The following is a 19,845-nucleotide window of genomic DNA, read 5'->3' on the forward strand; positions in this document are numbered from 1 at the left end:
ATCAAGGCCGAATACCGGGCAAAAACCAGAGAACTGAAAAAAGGGGAAGCCGCATGAAGCTGATCAACGCAAGGCAGGTATGGACTGAGGCGCAGCACGAATCGAACGCGTCGATCAGCGCTGTGGCAATCGATAAGGCCGAATCGGCACCGATCAAGAAGGGCGCCCGCATGCGTCGGCACGAGGTGGTGTTTGCTGCTATCGGTGACGACAAGGAAGAGCGCATCCAGGCCGTTCGCCAGAAGATCAGCATCAGCGAGACGCGCCGCACACCGGTTGGCCGATCCACTGCCCGCGCTGCGCACCTGGCGACCATCGGCAAAGTACTGCGCGCCATCGACACGCTTCCGTTCCAGGTGCAGCAGTTCGGGCACTACCTGTACCACCCGGCGATGAACATGAAGCACCTGCTGAACGCGGTGTTGCTGGTCACCGCGAAGGCCGCACTGCCTCACCTGACCTCAGCGAAGCGCGTGAAGGCTCAGTACCTGGTCACCCTGGCCCTGCAATCGTACAAAGGGGAGGTCGCCGGTGCTGCCGAGTGGGGGCCGGCGCGTGTGGCTGCCGAGATGAGTGCGTTCTTCGGCGTCACCATCGACCCGAAGAACTGGACGCGCGACTGGCTGGACCTGTGGGAATCCCTGAAAGTCGTGATAAAGGAAGTGGATATTCAGGCTCAGCAACCTCTATGGCAGGTGATCCACTCGGAAAAAGATCAAGAGGCGGCATAATCATATTGACATGACGGGGTTTTGCGCGTACTTTTCCCATAGTGCACAAGTAACGCGAAACGCACACGAGACCCTGAACCCGGCCAAGCGCCGGGTTTTTTATTGAGTAGTGTCCTTCGGCTTGAATTTACCTCAACATCTCGCCTCCATGATCAAGGAGATGGACACATGTTTGATTTAGGAATGGCGAAGTTTCATGTAGACGACTTAAGTCCAGAATGGCGGAAAGTCGCGCAAAATTTAGACCCTAAACTTGTCACCGTCTGGGTGGTTTTTTACCAAGGCAGATTATTTGGCGTTTATGCATCAGTTATGGCAGCAGCTAAGGCGGTCGCTAAAATCGAATTACAGCTGGTTGCGGGTGAAAAGCCTCAGCCACAGTCCTCATTAAAGGTGTTGCTGGAAAGAAAGCTAAAAGATGCCGATTTGAAAGATCAGGATCCACCAGGCTCAAAGCCGTTGATCTGAATTCACTGCTATTCAACGAGCCCAGCCATCGAGCTGGGCTTTTTGTTTTCGGCCCCGCCACACCTTTCGCACTGAGCAGGGAGTGCTGCCGGGGCTGACCTATTTCAAACATGCCCCACGGAGTCGAGCGCATGGAGTATTTACAGCGCCTGCTCGACAAGATCGACAGGTTCGAATTGTTGATTGCGGGCCTGATTGGGGCTGTTGTTGCGAGCTGGTGGCACAAGGACGACTTGTCCGACTGGCGCGCCTGGATGGTGTTCTTGATCACGGGGGTTGCCTGCTCGCTGTACCTGACGAGCATGGTCAGCGCCTATCTGAATGTCACCGAGCCCAAGATCGTCGCCGGGATTGGTTTTCTCCTTGGCACGTTCGGCGGTTCGCTCCTGGCAGCAATCAACCGAGCCATCAAAGCCGCTGACCTCTGGGCGCTTATTCGCCAGCGGTTCGGGGGAGGCAATCCACCATGAATCTTGAACTGATCAACTCCATTGCCTGCGGCCTTATCGCGTTGTGGGCAGCCTGGTGCGTACTGAGCGGGAAGGTGAGGGACGGCATTCTCGGGAAGCTGATCTACTCGGCTATCGCCATCAGCGGCTTCGTCGTTATGGCGCGCAGCCAGAACATCTTCTTCGGCCCGACCAGTGCTGGACTGACGCTGCATGTCTCTCTTGCCCTGGCGGGTGCCCGCCACATCTTCATGGTCACGTACTGGCAGCGGGTGAAGGTCTGGTTATGCCGAACGCTGAACTGCGAGCACTGCCTGCACTGTGACAAGGCGCCAGGTGGTGTCGAGCGCCGGGGCAAGTAACAGAAATGGCTCACCCACAATCAGCCTGTGCGCAGGCCGGAGGCTTTATGAGTACTGAATACCAAGTTCGCCCAGTGACCCGCTATGTCGTGACCCGCTACGAAGTCGCGTCGAATCAAGACGGTTCTCGGGCTGGCTCCGCATCGAGTGTCATTGGTGAGTTCGCCAATGGGCACATCGCCGATGACGTTGCTGACGGGATGGTCGCCAAGGACATCGCCGCCGGGATCAAATCTCAGCGCAGCCGCTATGGCTTGACGCTCGGCGAAGTCATCTCAGGGTCGCGGATTGATCAGTCCGATAAAACATTGAAGATCAAGATGCACAGAGGAAGCCTTGCGGGCTCGATGGAGACGGTTGAGCAGATCGAGCCTACGGCCAAGGCGGTCATGAATTATCTAGCGGTCCATGGCATCCAAGAAGGTCAAAACGTTTCGGTAAGGCCCTATGGACGCGATAATCGTATTGGCTGGGATGTCTACCTGGTTACCGTGGCCGGCCTTGGCGTGGTCGCGATGACTGACGGGCCGCTGAAGGATTGAGTCAATCCGCGCCACGTTTTCGAATGCGCCAAATCGTGGCGCGCAATCATGAGGATCCGCCCATGGAAAATCAGCACAAGAAAATCACCGGTTACCGTGACCTGACTCAATCCGAGATCGATGGCATGAATTCCATCAAGGCGCTCGAAGCAGGCACCGGCGAACTGTTCAAGCAGATCGGCCAGATTGAAGGCGTTGACCCACGCCTGTTGGCGTTGGCAAAGACCAACCTGCAACAGGGCTTCATGTGGTTCGTGCGCTCCATCGCCAAACCTGCTGATCCATTCAGCTGATGGGCAACGTAACCCGCCTTCGGTACGTCCTGCCAATGAGCCCGGACATCAACGCTGCGGTCGGCGCTCTCGATAAGGCAATTGCCGATGCCGTGGACGCCGCCAAGGAAGCCGGGCTCCCCCAGGGTCTGATAGTCAGCCTGCTTCAAGGCCACGCTCACGCACAGACGCACCAAATGGTGATCGAATGACTGTCAAGGTTCTGGAGTTCAAGCGGGAGGACTGGCGCGACGCGGCCAAGACCCTGCGCAAGATTGCCGATGACCTCGACGCGGGTGAGCATCCTGAATGCACCGTGGGTGCCTTGACGCTGATCGGCGCTAAGGGGGAGGTCACGGTGTTCGGTCTCGGTCCCAAGTGCGATGACCTGCAATGCCTTGGCGCGATGCGGTTGGGTGAGCAGAAGCTGATTGATGTCCTTCTGGATAACGGGGAAGGGTAGGTGTGCCGCAGGTGAGTGCGGTACACCGGATTGCTGTAGCCAGACTACAAGTCTTCTATGCCAGAGTGCGCTATCGCATGCTTTCGATGCAGGTCTATTAGCTCATCGGTCGCTTCGTGCCATAGCTCAACATATCTTTTTGATTCTTCTGGGCTTAAACCGACGAAAACCTCTTGGCCGGAAGGATCCGTATGGATGGCCTTCTGAATGCTCAGAAGCTTTCTGGTAGTTCGTTCGAGATTCAGCATTCATTCATCCTTATTTAAACGGTCGCATTGGTTTTCAGCGTCTTGCTGCGAGGAATAGAACTCCGGCAGGCTCTTCTTTTCCTTTGTGTCGTAAACGGAGAAGCCCGGCGGAGAGGAAGTGGATGTTCTCAGGCCGTCTTTTGATCCGCCAATTTCTACGGAAATTCGGCGTTTTACCTTGTATCTCGGTTCCATTGCTTCTTCCCTGTGCTGGATGGGTGAATTATTACCAATACCGGCAACGCGCCATTATTTCAATCCTGCCTTTGGGCTTAGCTGAGACAATTTATGACAACCAAGCAACCCGACTGGGAGGCAATCGAACGCGCCTACCGGGCTGGTTCGCTTTCCATCAGAACTATCGCCGAACGCCAAGGTGTCAGCGACACGGCAATTCGAAAGAAAGCCAAGGTTCAAGGATGGGCGAGAGACCTTTCCGACCAGGTGCGCAAAGAGGTTCGCAGCAAGCTGGTTCGCGGAGAGGTTCGCAACGACCAAGGCGCGAACTGCGAACTTGACGCCGAGATCATCGAAGAGGCCGCAGAGGAAGGCGCTCGAGTGGTTCGCAGCCATCGCCGAGACATTCGCAAGGCGACGAACCTTGCGAACCTGCTGATGGATGACCTGCTCAATACCATCCAGCGGCGCGAAGAGATCGAAGACGCGATCATCGACGAGACTGACGAGGACAATAACGGCATGCGCCGGGCCTCGATGCTCGCTGCTGTCGCGCTACCCAGCAATTCCAAAACCCTGTTCCAGCTTTCCTCTGCAATGAAGAACCTGCAAGTTCTGGAGCGTCAGGCATTCAGCCTGGACGAGAAGGAGAAGACGGACGACGCCGACGAGATCTCGAAGATGATGGATGAATTAACACAGGACGCCTGATATGAAGCCCGAGCACATGAAACTGCTTCGGGATCGGTTCTGGCGACTGAATAATCTCTACTTCATCACCGACAAGCAGGGTAAGAAGGTTCGCTTCCGCATGACGCAGGAGCAGATTGATTACTTTCAGGGGATGCATACCCGTAACATCATCCTGAAGGCGCGTCAGCTTGGCTTCACGACGCTGGTGTGCATCGTCCAGCTGGATGCGGCGCTGTTCGAGGCTGCCAAGTGCGCCTTGATCGCTCACACATTGAACGATGCCAAGCGACTTTTCAGGGAAAAGGTCAAATACGCCTACGACAACCTGCCGAAAGAGCTTCGCGCTGCCAACCCAGCACGAAATGACGCCGCCGGTGAGTTGGTGTTTAGCAAGGGCGGTTCGCTGTACGTCAGTACCTCGTTCCGTGGCGGCACGCTGCGCTACCTGCACGTATCCGAGTTCGGAAAGATCTGCGCCAAGTTTCCGCACAAGGCGCGGGAGATCGTCACCGGCGCCTTCGAGGCTGTCGCTGCTGAGTGTTTCGTCACCATCGAGTCGACGGCAGAAGGCCGGGCCGGGTATTTCTTTGATTACAGTCAGTCAGCAGAGCGCCAGCAACTAGCCGGTGTTCCGCTTGGCCTGCTCGACTGGAAGTTCTTTTTCTTCAGTTGGTGGAACAACAAGGCCTACAGCCTTAACTCGACCGACGTGGTGCTGCCGCAGCGCCTGACCGACTACTTCAACGAGTTGTTCGCCAAGCATGGTATCGACACCAGCCCGGGCCAGCGCGCCTGGTATGCGGCCAAGGAGAAGACACTCGGCGACGACATGAAGCGGGAGTACCCGTCGATCCCCGTCGAAGCCTTCCAGCAGTCGGTCGAGGGTGCTTACTACGCCCAGCAGTTCACCAAGCTGTATGCCGCTCAGCGCATCGGCACTCTGCCCGACAACAGCCACCTGCCGGTGATGACCATTTGGGACATCGGCGTGAGCGACTCCACCGCCATTTGGTTCGTGCGCCAGGTTGGCGAGCAGTACCACGTCATCGATTACTACGAGAACTCAGGCGAAGGCCTGCGGCATTACATGAAGGTGCTCAAGGACAAGGGTTACACCTATTCCGAGCACTGGGGGCCGCACGACATCGAGAACCGTGAGTTCGGCAGTGATGCGAAGACGCGCAAGGACATTGCCCGAGAAGGTTACGAAATCGACGGGCAGGTTTATCGGATGACGTTCCAGGTCGTCCCGAAAATCGGGGTGGACGACGGCATCGAGCAGGCTCGGGAAATTCTATCCAAGTGCGCCTTCGACGAATCGAAGTGCGAAGAGGGCATTGCCTGCCTCGAGAACTATCGCAAGGAGTGGGACGACAAGAAGGGCTGCTGGAAAGACAAGCCGCTGCATGACTGGACGTCTCACGGCTCCGACGCATTCCGGTACTTCGCTGTCGCCAAGAGCGCGAAGAAGCCGGTCAAATCAATCAAAATGGGATTCGCACGCTAATGGCAGACGTCACATACACCCGCCCGGAGTACGACGCGGCACAGTCCCGTTGGCGGCTGGTGCGCGACGTGTGCAAGGGCTCCGAGACGGTAAAGGGGCGCGGCGATGTTTATCTGCCCAGGCCCAACAAGCACGACACCAGCCCTGAGAATCTTGAACGGTACAAGTCGTACAAGCAGCGGGCCGTGTACTACAACGCCACGGGGCGCACGAAACACAGCCTGGTTGGTGCGGTGTTTCGTACCTGGCCAACGCTGACGGTCCCCGGTGCACTGGATTACGTCGCCACGGACATCGACGGGCAGGGCGTGAGCGTTTATCAGCAGTCGCAGTCGGTCATCGGGCATCTGCTTGAGGTTGGTCGGCACGGCTTGCTGGTGGACTACGCCGCGGTGCAGGCCGGTACGGTGAGCAAGGCTGACGAACAGGCCGGTCGCGCCCGTGCGAGTGTTGCGAGCTATCCAGCTGAGGCGATCAGGAACTGGAAGACGCGCAAGGTTGGTGGTCAGCACCTGCTGAGCCTGGTGGTGCTGCAGGAATCGGTGGACGTTGATACCGATGACGGTTTCGGTAGCGAAAAGGTGGTGCAATACCGTGTGCTGCGTCTAGACCCAGCCGGTGTGTACACCCAAGAGGTGTGGCAGGAGAGCTCTAGCGAAACGACGATGGTTATCCCGCCCTTCACGCCGCTGAACGGGCTGGGCCAGCCCTGGCGCGTGATCCCTTTCCAGTTTCTCGGCAGCGAGAACAACGACACCAGCATCGACGACGCGCCGCTGTACGACATGGCGGTGCTGAACATCGGTCATTACTGCAACAGTGCGGACTACGAAGACTCGGTCTGGTTTTCAGGACAGCCACAATTCTGGATCTCCGGCCTGGACGAAGCGTGGCGCGACCACCTTGAAGCCAATGGCATCTATGTTGGCTCCAGGGCGCCGCTGACGCTTCCTGCCAACGGATCGTGCGGCTTCGCCCAGCCTGAGCCGAACACGCTGGTGAAAGAGGCCATGGACGCCAAGAAGGAAGACATGGTGTCCCTCGGTGCCCGGTTGATCGAGCGCGGTAGCGCGGTAAAGACCGCAACCCAGGCTGACAACGACAGCGCAGCCGAACACAGCGTGCTCTCCCTGGTGGTGAGCAACGTCAGCGAGGCGTATAGCCAGTGCCTGGCCTGGATGGCCGAGTTCGTGAACGCCACCGGTGAAGCGGTCTACAAACTCAACCAAGACTTCAGCCAAATCACTTTGGACCCAACGGTTCTGGTTGCACTGTTCAACGCAGTGCAGGGCGGCAAGCTGCCGGCGGGTGACTTCTGGCAGTACCTGCGTGACCGTGGGGTGATTGACCCGGAGAAGACCGACGACCAGATCCGCGACGAACTGGAAACGGAGAATCCCGGCCCCGACCTGGATGACGACGAGGCGAACCTGAATGGCGGCAAACCAAGCAATCCTTGACGCCACCATCCGGCACGCTGTGTTTCTGGAGCAGTTGAAGTCGGGCGAGGTGGCCAAGTTCGCCCCTTTTCTCAAGGAGATTGACCGCTCGATCCGTGAGCGGCTGACCCGCGCGGACCTGACGGATTACACCGTCGCCCGCCTGGAGCGGCTGCTGAGTGAGGTCGATAGCCTGCTGCTTGGTATCTTCGACCGTTACAGCGAGAAGCTGAACCTCGACCTGGTGGACATCGCCAACTACGAGGCCGAGTTTGAAGCGACCAGCCTGACCCGGGCGGCGCCGGTGGGCGTCACCTTCGATGCGGCAGTGCCAGGTGCGGCGGCAATCAGGGCAGCAATCCTCACCAATCCGCTCAGCGTGCGCGGTGCGGATGGCGGCAAGCTGCTCAAGTCGTTCATTGATGGCTTCACCGCCACGGAGCGGCAGCGCCTCACTGGCGCGATCAGGCAGGGCTTCTTCGAGGGCCAGACGAACTTCCAGATCATCAAGAACATTCGCGGTACCAAGGCGCTCCAGTACAACGACGGCATCCTGGCCACTACCAACCGCAACGCCGGCGCCATTGTGCGGACGGCAGTGCAGCACGTCGCCACCCAAGCGCGCATGGAGACGCTCAAGGAAAACAGCGACGTCGTGCAGTCGGTGGAGTGGGTCAGCACCCTGGATTCAAAGACCACCAGCCAGTGCCGGACGCTGGATAAGCAACGGTTCAGGCTGACTGAGGGGCCCAGGCCACCGATCCATATCAACTGTCGCTCCACAGTGGTGGCGGTGACTCGCTTCAGCGCCTTGTTCGCCAAGGACGCCACGCGGGCATCCATAGGTGAAGGCGGTGCCCAGCAGGTTAGGGCTGACCTCAGCTATTACGACTGGCTCAAGCAGCAGCCTGCGGCATTTCAGGACAAGGCCATTGGCCCGGTCCGTGCGAAACTTTTCCGTGAAGGCGGTCTGAGCATCGAGCGATTCTCTGAGTTGCAGCTAGATCGCAACTTTGCTCCTCTGACACTTGCTCAAATGAAAGTTATCGAACCTCTGGCATTTCAATCTGCGGGTCTTTAGTATTTTGGTAATTGCTAAGGATTGCAGATGACAAAATTATTTAAGCTTCCACCAGAAAAAATATCGAAATTGTTACATTCGTATTGGGCGATTTTGAAGGCAAACAGAAGAACCAAACCAGATGTAATACTCACTCATAAGGGACTTATCGAGGCTTTTGTTGCAGATCAACTTAATCGCGAGAACCTAGATGATGAGGATTTAAAGGAAATTGTTTGGTTTATCGCCGGTTCCACCGACCTGCTAAAAACATTGGATACGCGGCAATTTCTTACGCCAATGATTGCTGATATTCACCGGGAGGTCAGAGCTGCTTATCCCAATAATCTTTACGATCCCGCCACAGCCAGCGCAGTTGACATACTAATTTATTAAGCAATCCGACCCGCTAGCGCGGGTTTTTTTATGCCCGCAGGCAGGGCCTGCATCAACGTCTCTGGGAGACAAACAATGCTGAAATTCCAACTGGATACCCTGGAAGGGGTAGATGAAGCCGTGCGCGCTCTTTACACCGAGAAGGACGGCAAGTTCGTACTCGGCATTGAAGGTCTGCCGCAACAAGAAGATGTATCCGGCCTGAAGGCCAAGGTTGATGAACTGCTCGGCGAGAAGAAAGCCGCCGAGAAGGCCCGCAAGGATGCAGAAGAGCAGGCCCGACTGGAGCGTGAAGAAGCCGCTCGCAAGTCAGGCAACGTCGAAGAGCTCGAGAAGTCCTGGTCTGAAAAGTACAACCGCCGCGAAGCTGAGCTGAACGGCATGCTGGAACAGGAGCGTGGAACGCTGAGCACTCAGATCCGGGATCTGACCGTTGGCCGTACCGCTACTGACATCGCGTCTGCCCTGGCAATTCCAGGCAGCGCCAAAGCCCTGTTGCCGCACATCGAACGCCGTCTGAGCGTCGAGCAGCGCGACGGGAAGCCTGTTGTCGTCGTTCTCGATCAGCAGGGCAAGCTCTCGGCGGCAACGCTGGACGAGCTGAAAGCAGAATTCGCAAACGACACGGCCTTCGCGCCGTTGATCGCGGGTAGCAAGGCATCTGGCGGCGGGGCCGCTGGTGCTGGAGGTGGCGGCGGGGCCGCAAAAGGAAAAATCGGCGGCACCAAAGAGGAACGACAGGCCGCTATCGCGAGCCGGTTCCCGGATCTCCCTCAATCGTAAGGAAATAACTCATGTCCCTGTCGCAAATGCAGGTCTTCAACCAGTACATCATGCCTGCGACTCTCGAGACGCTGGATCAGTACCTGGCCGCATTCAACGCCGCAAGCCGTGGCGCAATCGTGCTGTCCCCGGACGGCTTCACTGGTGACTTCCTGCAAGAGTCGTTCTTCCAGACCCTGGCGGCTGCTCAGCGCCGCGTTGATCGTTACAGCGCCAACGCAGCTGTCGCTGCCACCGACCTGACCGAACTGAAGAACACTTCGGTGAAGGTAGCCGGCGGCTTCGGCCCGATCCGCTACGAGCCATCGCAGATGACCTGGCTGGAGCGCCCAACCGCGCAAGGCATCGAGGTCGCGAGCCGTGCGTTCGCTGAAATCCTGCTGAAGGATCAGCTGAACACCGCGATCGCCGCCCTGGTTGCTGCAATCACTGCCCAGGCCGCCGCGGTCAACGATGTGTCGGCTACCGCTGGCATCACCTACGCCGGCCTGAACAACGCACATGCGAAGTTCGGCGACGCAAGCCAGAACCTTGTCACCCAGGTGATGCAGGGCACCAGCTACCACAAACTGGTCGGCCAGAACCTGGCGAACCAGCAGCAGCTGTTCCAGGCGGGCAACGTCCGTGTGGTGGACATCCTCGGCAAGATCTCCGTCGTGACGGATGCACCGGCGTTGATGCAGGCCGGCACCCCGAACAAGGAAATTATCCTGTCCCTGGTGCAAGGCGCTGCGCTGGTCCACGACGGCCGCGACATCATCAGCAACGTCCAGACCACCAACGGCAAGGAGCGTATCGAAACCACGCTCCAAACCGACTACACCTTCGGTCTGGGCCTGAAGGGCTACACCTGGGACACCACCACCGGCGGCAAGTCGCCAACCGACGCCGAACTGGCGACCGGTACCAACTGGGACAAGACCGCCACCAGCATCAAGCACACCGCTGGTGTGGCTCTGATCGGTGACGCCTCCAAGTAACCCTGACAGCTGAGTCGGGCCCAGCGCCCGGCTTGGCGAGGACACGATCATGAGTAACAAAAACATCTGGTATCTGCCTGGTCCGTTCCACCAGTACCAGGAAGACGTGAAGGCACTCGCCAAAGCAAGCGGCCTGCGTATCGTCGACGCAAGCGTTACCGAAAGTCGTGAAGATGCCGCCGACGAAGTGCCGGAAGTGACGATCAAGGAGCAGCCGACGGTACTGCTGATCGATGGTGGCAACTCCAGCATCAACATCGATGCCTTTCGTGCGGAACTTGAATCTGTCGGCCTGATCGTCGAGTCATTCGCTGATCAAGCGCTGGTGCGCCCCGAGGGCGATCTCGGCCCGATCGCTGATCGCCTGTTTCAGGTTTTCGAGGCGGTAAACACCGGTGTTGAAAGTCTCATTCGCGAGCGTGACGGTGAAGTCGAGAAGGTGAAAACTCTGCAACTGCAGGTAGATGATCTTCTCCAGCGGGCCGACAAAGCCGGTCAGGTGGATACCGAAGCGAAGGAAATCGCGGACCTGAAGGCCAAGCTCGACGACGCGAAGGTGCCATACCGGGCCAACGCCTCGAAAGAATCCTTGGGAAAGCTCGTCGCTGATCTGCCCAAGGCCTGATAATGCTGGCTGCCGGTGACCCGGCGGCCAATCTTCAAACCATTCCAGCGAGTTAACGCATGACACTCATCATCGAGGACGGCACCGGCAAGCCTGACGCCGAAAGCTACGCGAGCGCCGATGACCTGGCCCTGTATGCCGTGAAGTTCGGCGCAGTTATCCCGGCGGGCGTCCCCGAGCAGGAAGCTCTGCTACGCCGGGCCGCGTTGGCGATGGATGGCAAGACCTGGAAAGGCCGCAAGATGAGCAGCGAGCAGGCGCTGGCCTGGCCGCGTCGGGGTATTGAGTTGGACTGCCAGATCAAGCCAGACAACTACCTGCCAGCGCGGATCCAGTACGGACAGATGGCCTTGGCCACCGAGATCCATCAGGACGACATTGACCCGGTGGAGAAGCGCAAGGGTGCTGTGACTCTGGAGCGTGTCGAAGGCGCGGTAACACGCGAGTACGCCACGATTTCCAACGCCAGCGGCCGGTTGTTGCCGGCGGCGCCGGATCGACCGAGCGCTACGCAGTTTGCCGACTACCTACAAAAGCGCGGGCTGTTCGCAGTGCGCGCATAGCTGTAATGGAGACCATCATGGCCTTTTACGATGAAATGGCCGTGATGGCTCTGGAGATGATCACAGAGTTCGGCCAGCCCGTGACCATCAGCAAGACTGAGCCCGGCGAGTACGACCCGAATATTGGTGGCGAAGCGCCAGGCGCCACTGTTGAGCAAATCGCCCAGGGCATCCTGCTCGACTTCACCGGCCTCGAATTCCAGAACAACAGCCTCATCAGGCAGGGCGACAAGAAGCTCAAGATCGCCGCGCAGGGATTGGCCTGGGTGCCTGGTCTTCTCGACAAAGTCGTGGCCCAAGGCCGAACCTGGTCAGTCGTCCCGCCACTCAAAGAGGTCAACCCCGCCGGTACGCCGATCCTGTATGAGCTGCAGGTGCGGTCATGACGAACAAATACGCGAGCATGAACGGCAGTTTTGCCGAGAGCATTCGCGACTTTGCTAAGAGAGCGAAGGGCGGAATCGACGCAACCATCCGAGAGATCGTCATCGAAATCGGTAGCAGCGTCATCCGCATGTCGCCGGTGGGCAACCCCGAGATCTGGGCAGCGAACGTCATTCACCGCCAGGCGAACAAGCGAGCCGCCGATGACTACGACTTCAAGGTCGCAGTGCGCAACACGATCATCAACCTCAACGAATCGAACTTCACCAAGGCCGACAAGCTGCGGCGAGGAGTGAAGTACGCAAAGCCCCTGACAAAGACAGAGCGCGATCAAAACTTCAATGTGAACGGTCTGGTTGCAGGTAAGGGCTACGTCGGCGGGCGGTTTCGCGGGAACTGGCAGTTTTCGATTGATACGCCGGCCGAGGGAGTGCTTGATCAGATCGATGTCAGCGGTAACGTCAGCATCGCTGTGCTCAAAGCGCAGGTTCAATCCCTGACAGCGGGGCAGACAGCGTACATCGTGAACAACCTGCCGTACGCAATCCCGCTTGAGTATGGGCACAGCAAACAAGCACCGCACGGGATGGTTCGAGTCACCTTGGCCAACTTCCAAAAGACTGTCGACGATGCAATCAGGAAAAACCAGGTATGAGCCACGCCATCATTGCGTCCATTTACGAGGCCAAGCTGATTGCCTGGAGCAAGGCCCGGGCTGAGCCGATCAAGGTTGTGTTCGAGAATGTCCAGTACGACCCGGCAGACGGCGAGACCTATCTTCGGGCGTTCTTGCTCCCGGGCGATACCGCGAGCAGCACGCTCGCTGGCGACCACCGAGCATTCATCGGCGTCTACCAGGTCAGCATTGTGGCCCCGGCCAATACCGGCAAGACCAAGACGAACCCGCTTGTGGCTGAACTGACCGCGCTATTCCCGCTGTATGCGCGGGATACAAAGGCCGGCCTCACCGTAGTTACGATGTCGCCAGTAGATCCTGGACCGGGCATGTCTGATCCACCGACATACACTGTGCCGGTGTCGTTTGAATATCGAGCCGACACCGCCTGATTCCGCCCATTGGGCAAACCAAGAACCCGCCATTGAGCGGGTTTTGTCATTTCTGAAAAGAGGAAACACCAATGGCCGTTTTTCTACCCAATGGCTCGACTGCCGCTATCGCCGCCTCGTATGACGCGCCGATCATTTTTACCGCGATCACCAACGCAACGGAAGCCGTTGTTTCGTCGGCCGGCCACGACCTAGAGGTCGGCGATTTTGTCGAAGTCACCTCTGGCTGGGCGCGCCTGAACAATCGGGTTGTTCGCATCAAGACCGTGACCGCTGACTCGTTCGTGCTTGAGTCGATCAACACGGCCAATGCGGCGCGGTTCATCGCCGGCGCAGGCGGCGGTTCGGTGCGCAAGATTCTGACCTGGGTGCCTGTGAGCCAGGTCACGGAATCGAACAAGTCCGGCGGCGAGCAACAAAACGTCACGTACTCGTTTCTCGAGGAAGACGACGAGCACCAAATCCCGACGTCGAAATCCCCGCTTTCGTTCACGCTGACCATGGCGGATGATCCGGCGCTACCTCACAACGAGGTACTGCTGGAAGCTGACGACGACAAGAAGCCGCGCGCAGTGCGCATCAACCTCGCCTCGGGTGGAGTCATTGTCTATAACGCTTACGCCTCGTTCGACAACGTGCCGTCGCTGACCAAGAACAACATCATGGCGGTGACCGCCGTTTTCGCTGTGGTCGCTAAATTCATTCGCTACGCTGCGTAATAGGAAGGCTCATGGCCAAGTTCAAATTGATCCAGAAGCCTACCTTCAAGGCACCGGTGATGATCCAGCGTGCCGGTTATAGCGCCGAGAAGGTGGAGTTCGAGTTCAAGTACCTGGACCGCACAGCGCTCGCCGAGCTGTACACCGGCTGGAACGAGCGGCACGACGAGTTGAGCAAACAGGTAGGGGGCATGGACCTCAAGGCATTCACCGCTGCTCAGATCGATCTGCAGGCGGACCAGCTGCTTGACGTCGTCGTTGGCTGGGATATCGAGGAAAAGTTTACGCCTGAAAATGTGCGAATCCTCGTCAACTCGATCAACTCAGCGCCGAAGGCCGTGCTGAATGCCTACGCCGAAGCTTTCAATGAGGCCCGCCTGGGAAACTCCTAAGCGCTGCACGCGCGCTCTATGAGCCAACGCTAGAGGGCACGGATGCCTTCGGCTTCACCGCGGACGACTACGTCGCGGAGGTTGGCATCTGGCCGGACAACTGGGAGGCCTTCAAAGTCTTCGAGGCCATGAGCACCCAGTGGCGCACAGGCGCGTGCGGCGCAACAGGCATGGACTACAGCGTTCTCTCCGGTGTGATTCGGATGTGTGGCGTACCGATCAGCCAGCGACAAACCATTTTCAGCGACTTCCGCCGTATGGAGGCTGAAGCCCTGCAGGTGATGGCGGAACAGAGGGAGAGCGCGAGGGGCGCCTGATCCTCAGGCACAACGACGCAAAATATCCAACGTGACGCGGCAAAGCCGTAGAGGTGCATCATGCAAAAGAAAAATGATTTGAGCTCGGAGGTTCAGCTGGGCATTTCAGTCTTGGCACTCCGTGAAGTGCTAAGCAACGATTGGAGGGTGCTGATGACCAAGCACCCTCAAACCGGTGTTTATTACGCAGCCGGAATTAAGCTCGTCCGGTAATCGCCTGAGACAAACTGTCGAGATAGCTGTCATGTAGCGCTTTATCGATGCCGTCGTAGTTTTCTGCCTTCAGATTGTTGAGGTCTTGGGAAATGACGTTTGCTATTGCATCATTTCCAAAAGCAAGACGTCGTCCCAATACCGCCGCCGCATTCATGTTGAAAACGATTGACGTTTTAAGGGCTAACTCTAGATCAGCGATACGCTGGTCTACTGTCTTCTGTTCACTCACATTGACCTCCAGGTCATTAACGCGCCGATATTGGCGCTATCCCAGTCCTTGGGCTTGCAGGCGAAGGACTGGGGGAATCCTTTAGCCTCTTGTTTGAGTCTTGACGATCAATTGCCACTGTACTTCGATCTTCGGGTCGGCGTGCTGGTGTCGGTTTTGAGGAGGGAAGTGATCGTCTTTATTGGAGGTGATTTCGTGACCGCAGCCTGTGCATCGGTAGATGCCGGAGGCTGGGACGACACTCCCGACGCGGTAAACGTACTTCCAGTCCTCTGATCCGGTAAGGACTGTCGGCATGACTTGCTTGATGTAGTTGGCGGTATTAGCGATAACCTCTGCCATATTCATTCCCTCGAATGGCTCTGTAGGAGGCACAAAGCTACTACGGAGAACCTCGCTCCAGTTACTGGCATTCCATCCACGCTGGATGCCTGGACAGCTGCCAACCCCCGCCAGCCCGAAGAACCCCGGCCATGCGGGGCTTTCGTGTTGCTCTCTCGTTGATGATAAAGTCCCGCAATATCTCAACGAGGGAACGACATGAAATTATTCGTAGGTGCTCTGGCGGTAGCGTTGCTGGCTGGTTGTGCGACTTCACCAGTTCCGTCCGACAAGGCTCGCCCAGCGCCATCCGAAAGGGTAAGCGGCTACCAAAAGCCAGTTTCTGGTGGTAGTTCGCTAATCGTGACGAGAGACACAGGTTTTCTCGGCGGCGGCTGCTTCGCGACCATCTTCCTAAATGGTGCTCCCGTGGCAAAGCTGGACACCGGCGAGAAGGCTGTCTTCCAGGTGCCTTCCGGTGAGTGGTTGTTAGGCGCCGCATTGGATGGTTCGGCACTTTGCGCAGCGAACCCCGAGCGAATGGAAACGTCAGTAGTTTTGAAGCAGGGCCAGCAAAAGAAATTCAGGGTTTTCCTCCCTGCTGGCGGCGGGTCCATAGCCGTGCAGCCGAGCAGCTTCTAAGCGAATCGTCGAAGGCGCCATAGCAAGTTGTTCGTGGTGGATATGGCGGTTCCTGCGGGAAATGGTAGATTGCTTTCCTTGATCAAGAGGATGGGTCTATGGGCAGTGAATCGGGAATGGTTGGCGCTGTGATGCTGTTTTTTATTGGCGCAGTGCTTTATTTCTTGCCAACTATTAACGGCAAAAGCAGAAAGCATCCAAATATTGACTCCATATTTCTCCTTAACTTGTTTTTAGGGTGGACCCTCATCGGCTGGGTGGCAGCGCTGGTCTGGTCAGCATCCGCCATAAGCAAGCCTGTGGAAGCGAAGAACAGCCCCACCGCTCCAGAAATCGACAGATACGAAGCCCTTGAAAAGCTTGTGTCCATGAAGGAGCGCGGATTTATTTCGGAAGATGAGTTCCAAGCCGAAAAAGCAAGACTGCTTCGAAGCTGAACATCAGTACAACCACTACCCGCTACGGCGGGTTTTTTTATGCCCGGAGAAAAATAATGAGCACCAACTTCGCCTCCCTGGGCATTGCCGTTGAGTCCTCGCAAGCAGCAAAGGCCGCTGACGACCTGGATAAATTGGTCGACTCGGCAGAAGGTGCACAGAAGGCGATCGACGACCTAGGCAAGACTGGTGAAGGCTTGGCCAACACGGGCAAGAAGATCACTCAGGCAGAAAATGGGGTAGCCCAGGGCGTCGAGAAGTCCACTGCCGCGATAGATCGCAGGTCCGGTGCAAGCCGCAAAGCGACTGAAAGCGCCGCCGCAGAGATCACCGTTATCAGCCAACTCGACAAGGCGATGACGGGCAATATCGACAGCATTGAATCCTTAGTGCGGGCAGAGGGTTTGTTGGAGCGCGCTCGCAAAGGCGGCTTGGTCACTATCGAAGATCAGGCAAAGTATCAAGATCAGCTGGGCAAGGCCTACGACAAAATCGAGAAGGCCGAAGCCAAGGAGTTGGCGCAGAAACAGAAGCTGATTGACGCCGAAAACCGCCAGATTGAGGCGCTGAAACGCACCGTCAACGGGATTGACCCGGTGACCGCCAAGCTGGCGAAGTTGGAGGCCCAAGAGAAAGCGCTAAACGACCTGCACAAAACAGGTCAGATAGATGCCGAACGATACCAGGATGCCCTTGCCAAGATCGGTAAGGACCGTGCCGGGCTGACCGCGACGGAGACTGCGTTCGACAAATTGAAGCTCGGCACTCGCCAAGCCCAAGAGAACGTAATGCAGCTTGCCAACGCCCTGCAGTCGGGCGATCTGGGGAGCGGTGCGCGAGCCATTGCACAATTGGGTGCTGGTGCCGGCGAATCAGCGCGAAGTCTGGCGGGGATGATAATTCCAGCCGGTCTGCTGGTGACCGTTCTTGGGTCGCTTGGCTACGCCTATTTTGATGCAATGAAACAGGCGCGCGAGTTCAATGCCGCAATTAATGGCGGAACCAATGGCGCCGGCCAGACAATTGCCAGCTTGAAGGATATGGCCGACGGCGCCGGGCGAATCACTGGAAATCTATCCGGCGCGCGTGAAGCGGTTGTGTCGCTTGCGTCGGGCGCCGCAACAAGCGGCACGCAGATGCGCAACCTGGCTGAGGCTGCGGCAGCGATCAGCGAAATCACGGGGCAGGGCGCTGGCGAACTCGCGAAGTCTTTCGCCACTGCCGGTGATACAGCGACAGAGGCTGCAGGAAAAATCAGCAGCCAGTATGGGTTGCTTACCCTAGATCAGTACCAAGTGATCAAGGGGATTGATGACCAAGGCGATCATCAGCGCGCGCTTGATGTCCTGAGTGGAAACTTGAATGAGGCGGCTCTAGAGCGCCTCAAGGCTTATCGAGGCTCGCTCTCCGATATTGAGCGAGATTGGGATGACATCGGAAACGCGACAAAACGCGCATATTCCTACATTCGGTCGGAAGCGTTTCCAGACCTCGCGAAGCAGATAGAGCTAACCCAGCGCGTGCTTGATACACGCAAGGCGGGCGGAGTATCGGGGGCTATATCTGCAGGGCTGGGCAAGGCAAGCACAGCATTTGACTCGATGCTAGGACTGGAGGACACCGACTCAACCGAAGCGCTGGAGAAGAAACTCGCAAGCCTCAAGGCCAGGCAAGCAGCCAATGCCAATCTGGCAATCATCACTGGCGAGAACACCGACGCAAACCAGAAAGCTATCAAGGTCCAAAAAGAACTGGATGCGCAGCTCGATGAGATTAACCCTCTAAACAAGCGCGCTGCGGGGCTGGACAAGCTCAACGATAAATTCAGAACGCTTTACGAGAACTCTGAGAGGACGGGCCAAAAGTCCAAGCTTCTGGATGGCGTCGATTTTGACGGTAAAAAGTTCTCAGGGGGTGCTTACGACACCTTGCTGAAAGGGCTCAACGACAAAAACAAAGACCCCAAGGCCGCTAGCTCTCAAGTCGACCTGACCAGCTTCAACAACGCCAAGAACAACCTGTCCGACATCGTCAATGAATACAAAAATGCCCAGAAGGAACTGGAGGCTGAACAGAAGCGCGGTGTGGTATCGCTGTCGGACTATGCCAAGCAACGGTCGGCCCTGATCAACCAGGAAAAGGACGATGTTACCGCAGCGTACCAGGCCGAGATTGATGCCCTGGAGGCGGCGAAAGGTAAGAAGTCCACCACAGCGGCGCAAAGTATCCAGCTTGACCAGAAGATCGCCGACGCTCGCACCGGAATGGTCAAAGCTCAAAAGGATTCCGACAGTCAGCTGACGATCATCGCCACAAGCGAGAAGGGGCGGCTGGAGCAGCTGAAGGCCGCCTCGGCGGCGTATGTCAATCAGCTAGAGCGTCAGCGTGCCGCACTGGAAGCTGCTGGCTCCCGCGCAGCAAACGGACTGGGCTTGGGAGATCGTCAGGCGGCACTGCAAGCGAGCCTGGACGCAACCACAGACAAGTTCAACGACGAGCGCGCCAAGCTTCTGGATCGCCGCAAGACAGCGCCTGACAAGTACAGCCAGGAAGACTACATGCGGGACCTGGCCAGCCTGGAAGATGCGGAAAGGAAGTACCGCGACACCGTGGTCGACAACTACGACAAGATGTCGGAGGCGCAGGGTGACTGGCGTAGCGGAGCCTCTTCGGCCTTCCAGAACTACCTGCAATCTGCCAACGATGTGGCGGGACAGACCAAGAGCCTGTTCACCAATGCCTTCAGCTCCATGGAGGACGCAGTCGCGAATTTTGCTGTCACTGGCAAACTTTCGTTCTCGGACTTCACCAAGTCGATCATCGCCGATATGGCCCGTATCGCCACTCGGCAAGCAGCGTCTGGCTTGCTTTCGAGCCTGGCCGGTACCGCTATTGGCGCGTACTTCGGTGGCGGTGCGGCTGCTGGCGCTACCAGCTTCGGGTCTGACATTGGTGGTGCCATCACAGCGAACGCCAAGGGCGGTGTGTACGACTCCCCAAGCCTTTCGAGCTTCAGCAACCAGGTGCACGACAAGCCGCAGATGTTTGCGTTCGCCAAGGGCGCGGGCATCTTCGCCGAGGCCGGCCCGGAGGCAATCATGCCGCTGACCAGGACCGCCGGCGGCGAGCTTGGTGTCCGTGCGCTGGGTGGCGGTGGTGGCGGGGCGGGCGGTGGCAATACCTTCAACTTCCCAGTATCGGTTTCCGTGCAAACGGCTGGTGACGGCAGCGCACCGACGCAGGAAGACACCACTCAGCTGGGCAAGGGCATCCAGCAGGCAGCCAAAACCGAGGCAGAAACTGCTATCGCCAAAGGCTTACAACCTGGCGGATCAATCTGGCGCGTCATCAACGGGAGGTAA

The 19,845-nt window shown here is 57.7% G+C and carries 27 protein-coding genes and 1 pseudogene; 26 read left to right on the forward strand and 2 right to left on the reverse strand.

Features of this window, described 5'->3' with window-relative positions:
* Positions 1 to 53: 53 nt before the first annotated feature.
* From OPU96_RS04925 to OPU96_RS04960, 8 genes are all read left to right on the forward strand, one after another.
* Complete coding sequence (locus OPU96_RS04925; RefSeq protein WP_498558757.1) at positions 54 to 731, forward strand: bacteriophage antitermination protein Q; 678 nt, start codon at positions 54 to 56, stop codon at positions 729 to 731.
* A gap of 168 nt (positions 732 to 899) precedes the next feature.
* Complete coding sequence (locus OPU96_RS04930; protein WP_498558758.1) at positions 900 to 1,199, forward strand: hypothetical protein; 300 nt, start codon at positions 900 to 902, stop codon at positions 1,197 to 1,199.
* A gap of 131 nt (positions 1,200 to 1,330) precedes the next feature.
* Positions 1,331 to 1,669, forward strand: a complete 339-nt coding sequence (locus tag OPU96_RS04935) for a hypothetical protein (RefSeq protein WP_010211438.1) — start codon at positions 1,331 to 1,333, stop codon at positions 1,667 to 1,669.
* Positions 1,666 to 2,010 (forward strand): hypothetical protein, encoded by a 345-nt coding sequence (locus tag OPU96_RS04940; protein WP_338568747.1) that lies wholly within the window; start codon positions 1,666 to 1,668, stop codon positions 2,008 to 2,010. The genes OPU96_RS04935 and OPU96_RS04940 overlap by 4 nt, the downstream gene beginning before the upstream one ends.
* A gap of 47 nt (positions 2,011 to 2,057) precedes the next feature.
* Positions 2,058 to 2,552: a hypothetical protein gene (locus OPU96_RS04945; protein WP_498558759.1), complete on the forward strand. Its 495-nt coding sequence runs from the start codon at positions 2,058 to 2,060 to the stop codon at positions 2,550 to 2,552.
* Positions 2,553 to 2,614: 62 nt separating this feature from the next.
* The gene (locus OPU96_RS04950; RefSeq protein WP_498558760.1) at positions 2,615 to 2,845 is read left to right on the forward strand and encodes an Acb2/Tad1 domain-containing protein; all 231 of its coding nucleotides are present in this window, start codon (positions 2,615 to 2,617) and stop codon (positions 2,843 to 2,845) included.
* Entirely contained in the window at positions 2,845 to 3,036 is a 192-nt protein-coding gene (locus OPU96_RS04955; protein WP_498558761.1) for a hypothetical protein, read from the forward strand. Before OPU96_RS04950 ends, OPU96_RS04955 begins: the two co-directional genes overlap by 1 nt.
* Positions 3,033 to 3,287: a hypothetical protein gene (locus OPU96_RS04960; protein ID WP_198792932.1), complete on the forward strand. Its 255-nt coding sequence runs from the start codon at positions 3,033 to 3,035 to the stop codon at positions 3,285 to 3,287. Before OPU96_RS04955 ends, OPU96_RS04960 begins: the two co-directional genes overlap by 4 nt.
* Before the next feature lie 248 nt (positions 3,288 to 3,535).
* Here the strand turns inward: OPU96_RS04960 and OPU96_RS04965 are convergent, their stop codons facing one another.
* Positions 3,536 to 3,730, reverse strand: coding sequence for a hypothetical protein (locus tag OPU96_RS04965; RefSeq protein WP_498558762.1), 195 nt, complete (start codon positions 3,728 to 3,730; stop codon positions 3,536 to 3,538).
* Between the two features lie 93 nt (positions 3,731 to 3,823).
* On the opposite strand from OPU96_RS04965, the gene OPU96_RS04970 reads away from it, so the two are divergent.
* The 15 genes and pseudogenes from OPU96_RS04970 to OPU96_RS05040 all read left to right on the forward strand — a co-directional run.
* Positions 3,824 to 4,423, forward strand: coding sequence for a hypothetical protein (locus tag OPU96_RS04970; protein WP_012724048.1), 600 nt, complete (start codon positions 3,824 to 3,826; stop codon positions 4,421 to 4,423).
* A gap of 1 nt (position 4,424) precedes the next feature.
* Entirely contained in the window at positions 4,425 to 5,912 is a 1,488-nt protein-coding gene (locus tag OPU96_RS04975; protein WP_226456115.1) for a terminase large subunit, read from the forward strand.
* Positions 5,912 to 7,372 (forward strand): DUF4055 domain-containing protein, encoded by a 1,461-nt coding sequence (locus OPU96_RS04980; protein ID WP_498558763.1) that lies wholly within the window; start codon positions 5,912 to 5,914, stop codon positions 7,370 to 7,372. The genes OPU96_RS04975 and OPU96_RS04980 overlap by 1 nt, the downstream gene beginning before the upstream one ends.
* Complete coding sequence (locus tag OPU96_RS04985) at positions 7,347 to 8,432, forward strand: minor capsid protein (protein ID WP_489324286.1); 1,086 nt, start codon at positions 7,347 to 7,349, stop codon at positions 8,430 to 8,432. Before OPU96_RS04980 ends, OPU96_RS04985 begins: the two co-directional genes overlap by 26 nt.
* A 27-nt stretch (positions 8,433 to 8,459) precedes the next feature.
* The gene (locus OPU96_RS04990) at positions 8,460 to 8,807 is read left to right on the forward strand and encodes a hypothetical protein (RefSeq protein WP_498558764.1); all 348 of its coding nucleotides are present in this window, start codon (positions 8,460 to 8,462) and stop codon (positions 8,805 to 8,807) included.
* 75 nt (positions 8,808 to 8,882) lie between these two features.
* Positions 8,883 to 9,590, forward strand: coding sequence for a hypothetical protein (locus OPU96_RS04995; RefSeq protein ID WP_187601371.1), 708 nt, complete (start codon positions 8,883 to 8,885; stop codon positions 9,588 to 9,590).
* An 11-nt stretch (positions 9,591 to 9,601) separates the two neighbouring features.
* Positions 9,602 to 10,570, forward strand: a complete 969-nt coding sequence (locus tag OPU96_RS05000) for a major capsid protein (RefSeq protein WP_170045135.1) — start codon at positions 9,602 to 9,604, stop codon at positions 10,568 to 10,570.
* 49 nt (positions 10,571 to 10,619) lie between these two features.
* Complete coding sequence (locus tag OPU96_RS05005; protein WP_498558765.1) at positions 10,620 to 11,195, forward strand: hypothetical protein; 576 nt, start codon at positions 10,620 to 10,622, stop codon at positions 11,193 to 11,195.
* Between the two features lie 59 nt (positions 11,196 to 11,254).
* A complete protein-coding gene (locus tag OPU96_RS05010) occupies positions 11,255 to 11,758 on the forward strand; it encodes a DnaT-like ssDNA-binding protein (protein WP_498558766.1) in 504 nt (167 codons plus the stop codon).
* A gap of 17 nt (positions 11,759 to 11,775) precedes the next feature.
* On the forward strand, positions 11,776 to 12,144 hold the full coding sequence (locus tag OPU96_RS05015) for a hypothetical protein (RefSeq protein WP_498558767.1): 369 nt from the start codon (positions 11,776 to 11,778) through the stop codon (positions 12,142 to 12,144).
* A complete protein-coding gene (locus OPU96_RS05020) occupies positions 12,141 to 12,797 on the forward strand; it encodes a hypothetical protein (RefSeq protein WP_498558768.1) in 657 nt (218 codons plus the stop codon). Before OPU96_RS05015 ends, OPU96_RS05020 begins: the two co-directional genes overlap by 4 nt.
* Positions 12,794 to 13,210 (forward strand): phage tail terminator-like protein, encoded by a 417-nt coding sequence (locus OPU96_RS05025; RefSeq protein ID WP_498558769.1) that lies wholly within the window; start codon positions 12,794 to 12,796, stop codon positions 13,208 to 13,210. The genes OPU96_RS05020 and OPU96_RS05025 overlap by 4 nt, the downstream gene beginning before the upstream one ends.
* Before the next feature lie 71 nt (positions 13,211 to 13,281).
* The gene (locus OPU96_RS05030; protein WP_073842680.1) at positions 13,282 to 13,929 is read left to right on the forward strand and encodes a phage tail protein; all 648 of its coding nucleotides are present in this window, start codon (positions 13,282 to 13,284) and stop codon (positions 13,927 to 13,929) included.
* 11 nt (positions 13,930 to 13,940) lie between these two features.
* Positions 13,941 to 14,321 (forward strand): phage tail assembly chaperone, encoded by a 381-nt coding sequence (locus OPU96_RS05035; protein ID WP_498558770.1) that lies wholly within the window; start codon positions 13,941 to 13,943, stop codon positions 14,319 to 14,321.
* A 47-nt stretch (positions 14,322 to 14,368) separates the two neighbouring features.
* Positions 14,369 to 14,638, forward strand: a pseudogene (locus tag OPU96_RS05040) (DUF1799 domain-containing protein); the annotation flags it as partial.
* Positions 14,639 to 14,834: 196 nt separating this feature from the next.
* Here OPU96_RS05040 and OPU96_RS05045 read toward each other — a convergent pair.
* Positions 14,835 to 15,083, reverse strand: coding sequence for a hypothetical protein (locus OPU96_RS05045; RefSeq protein ID WP_498558771.1), 249 nt, complete (start codon positions 15,081 to 15,083; stop codon positions 14,835 to 14,837).
* 540 nt (positions 15,084 to 15,623) lie between these two features.
* On the opposite strand from OPU96_RS05045, the gene OPU96_RS05050 reads away from it, so the two are divergent.
* From OPU96_RS05050 to OPU96_RS05060, 3 genes are all read left to right on the forward strand, one after another.
* Positions 15,624 to 16,046, forward strand: a complete 423-nt coding sequence (locus tag OPU96_RS05050; RefSeq protein ID WP_124407328.1) for a hypothetical protein — start codon at positions 15,624 to 15,626, stop codon at positions 16,044 to 16,046.
* A gap of 98 nt (positions 16,047 to 16,144) precedes the next feature.
* Complete coding sequence (locus OPU96_RS05055; protein ID WP_498342571.1) at positions 16,145 to 16,483, forward strand: superinfection immunity protein; 339 nt, start codon at positions 16,145 to 16,147, stop codon at positions 16,481 to 16,483.
* 56 nt (positions 16,484 to 16,539) lie between these two features.
* Positions 16,540 to 19,845, forward strand: coding sequence for a phage tail tape measure protein (locus OPU96_RS05060; RefSeq protein ID WP_498558772.1), 3,306 nt, complete (start codon positions 16,540 to 16,542; stop codon positions 19,843 to 19,845).

Source organism: Pseudomonas sp. RP-B7 (assembly GCF_059803535.1).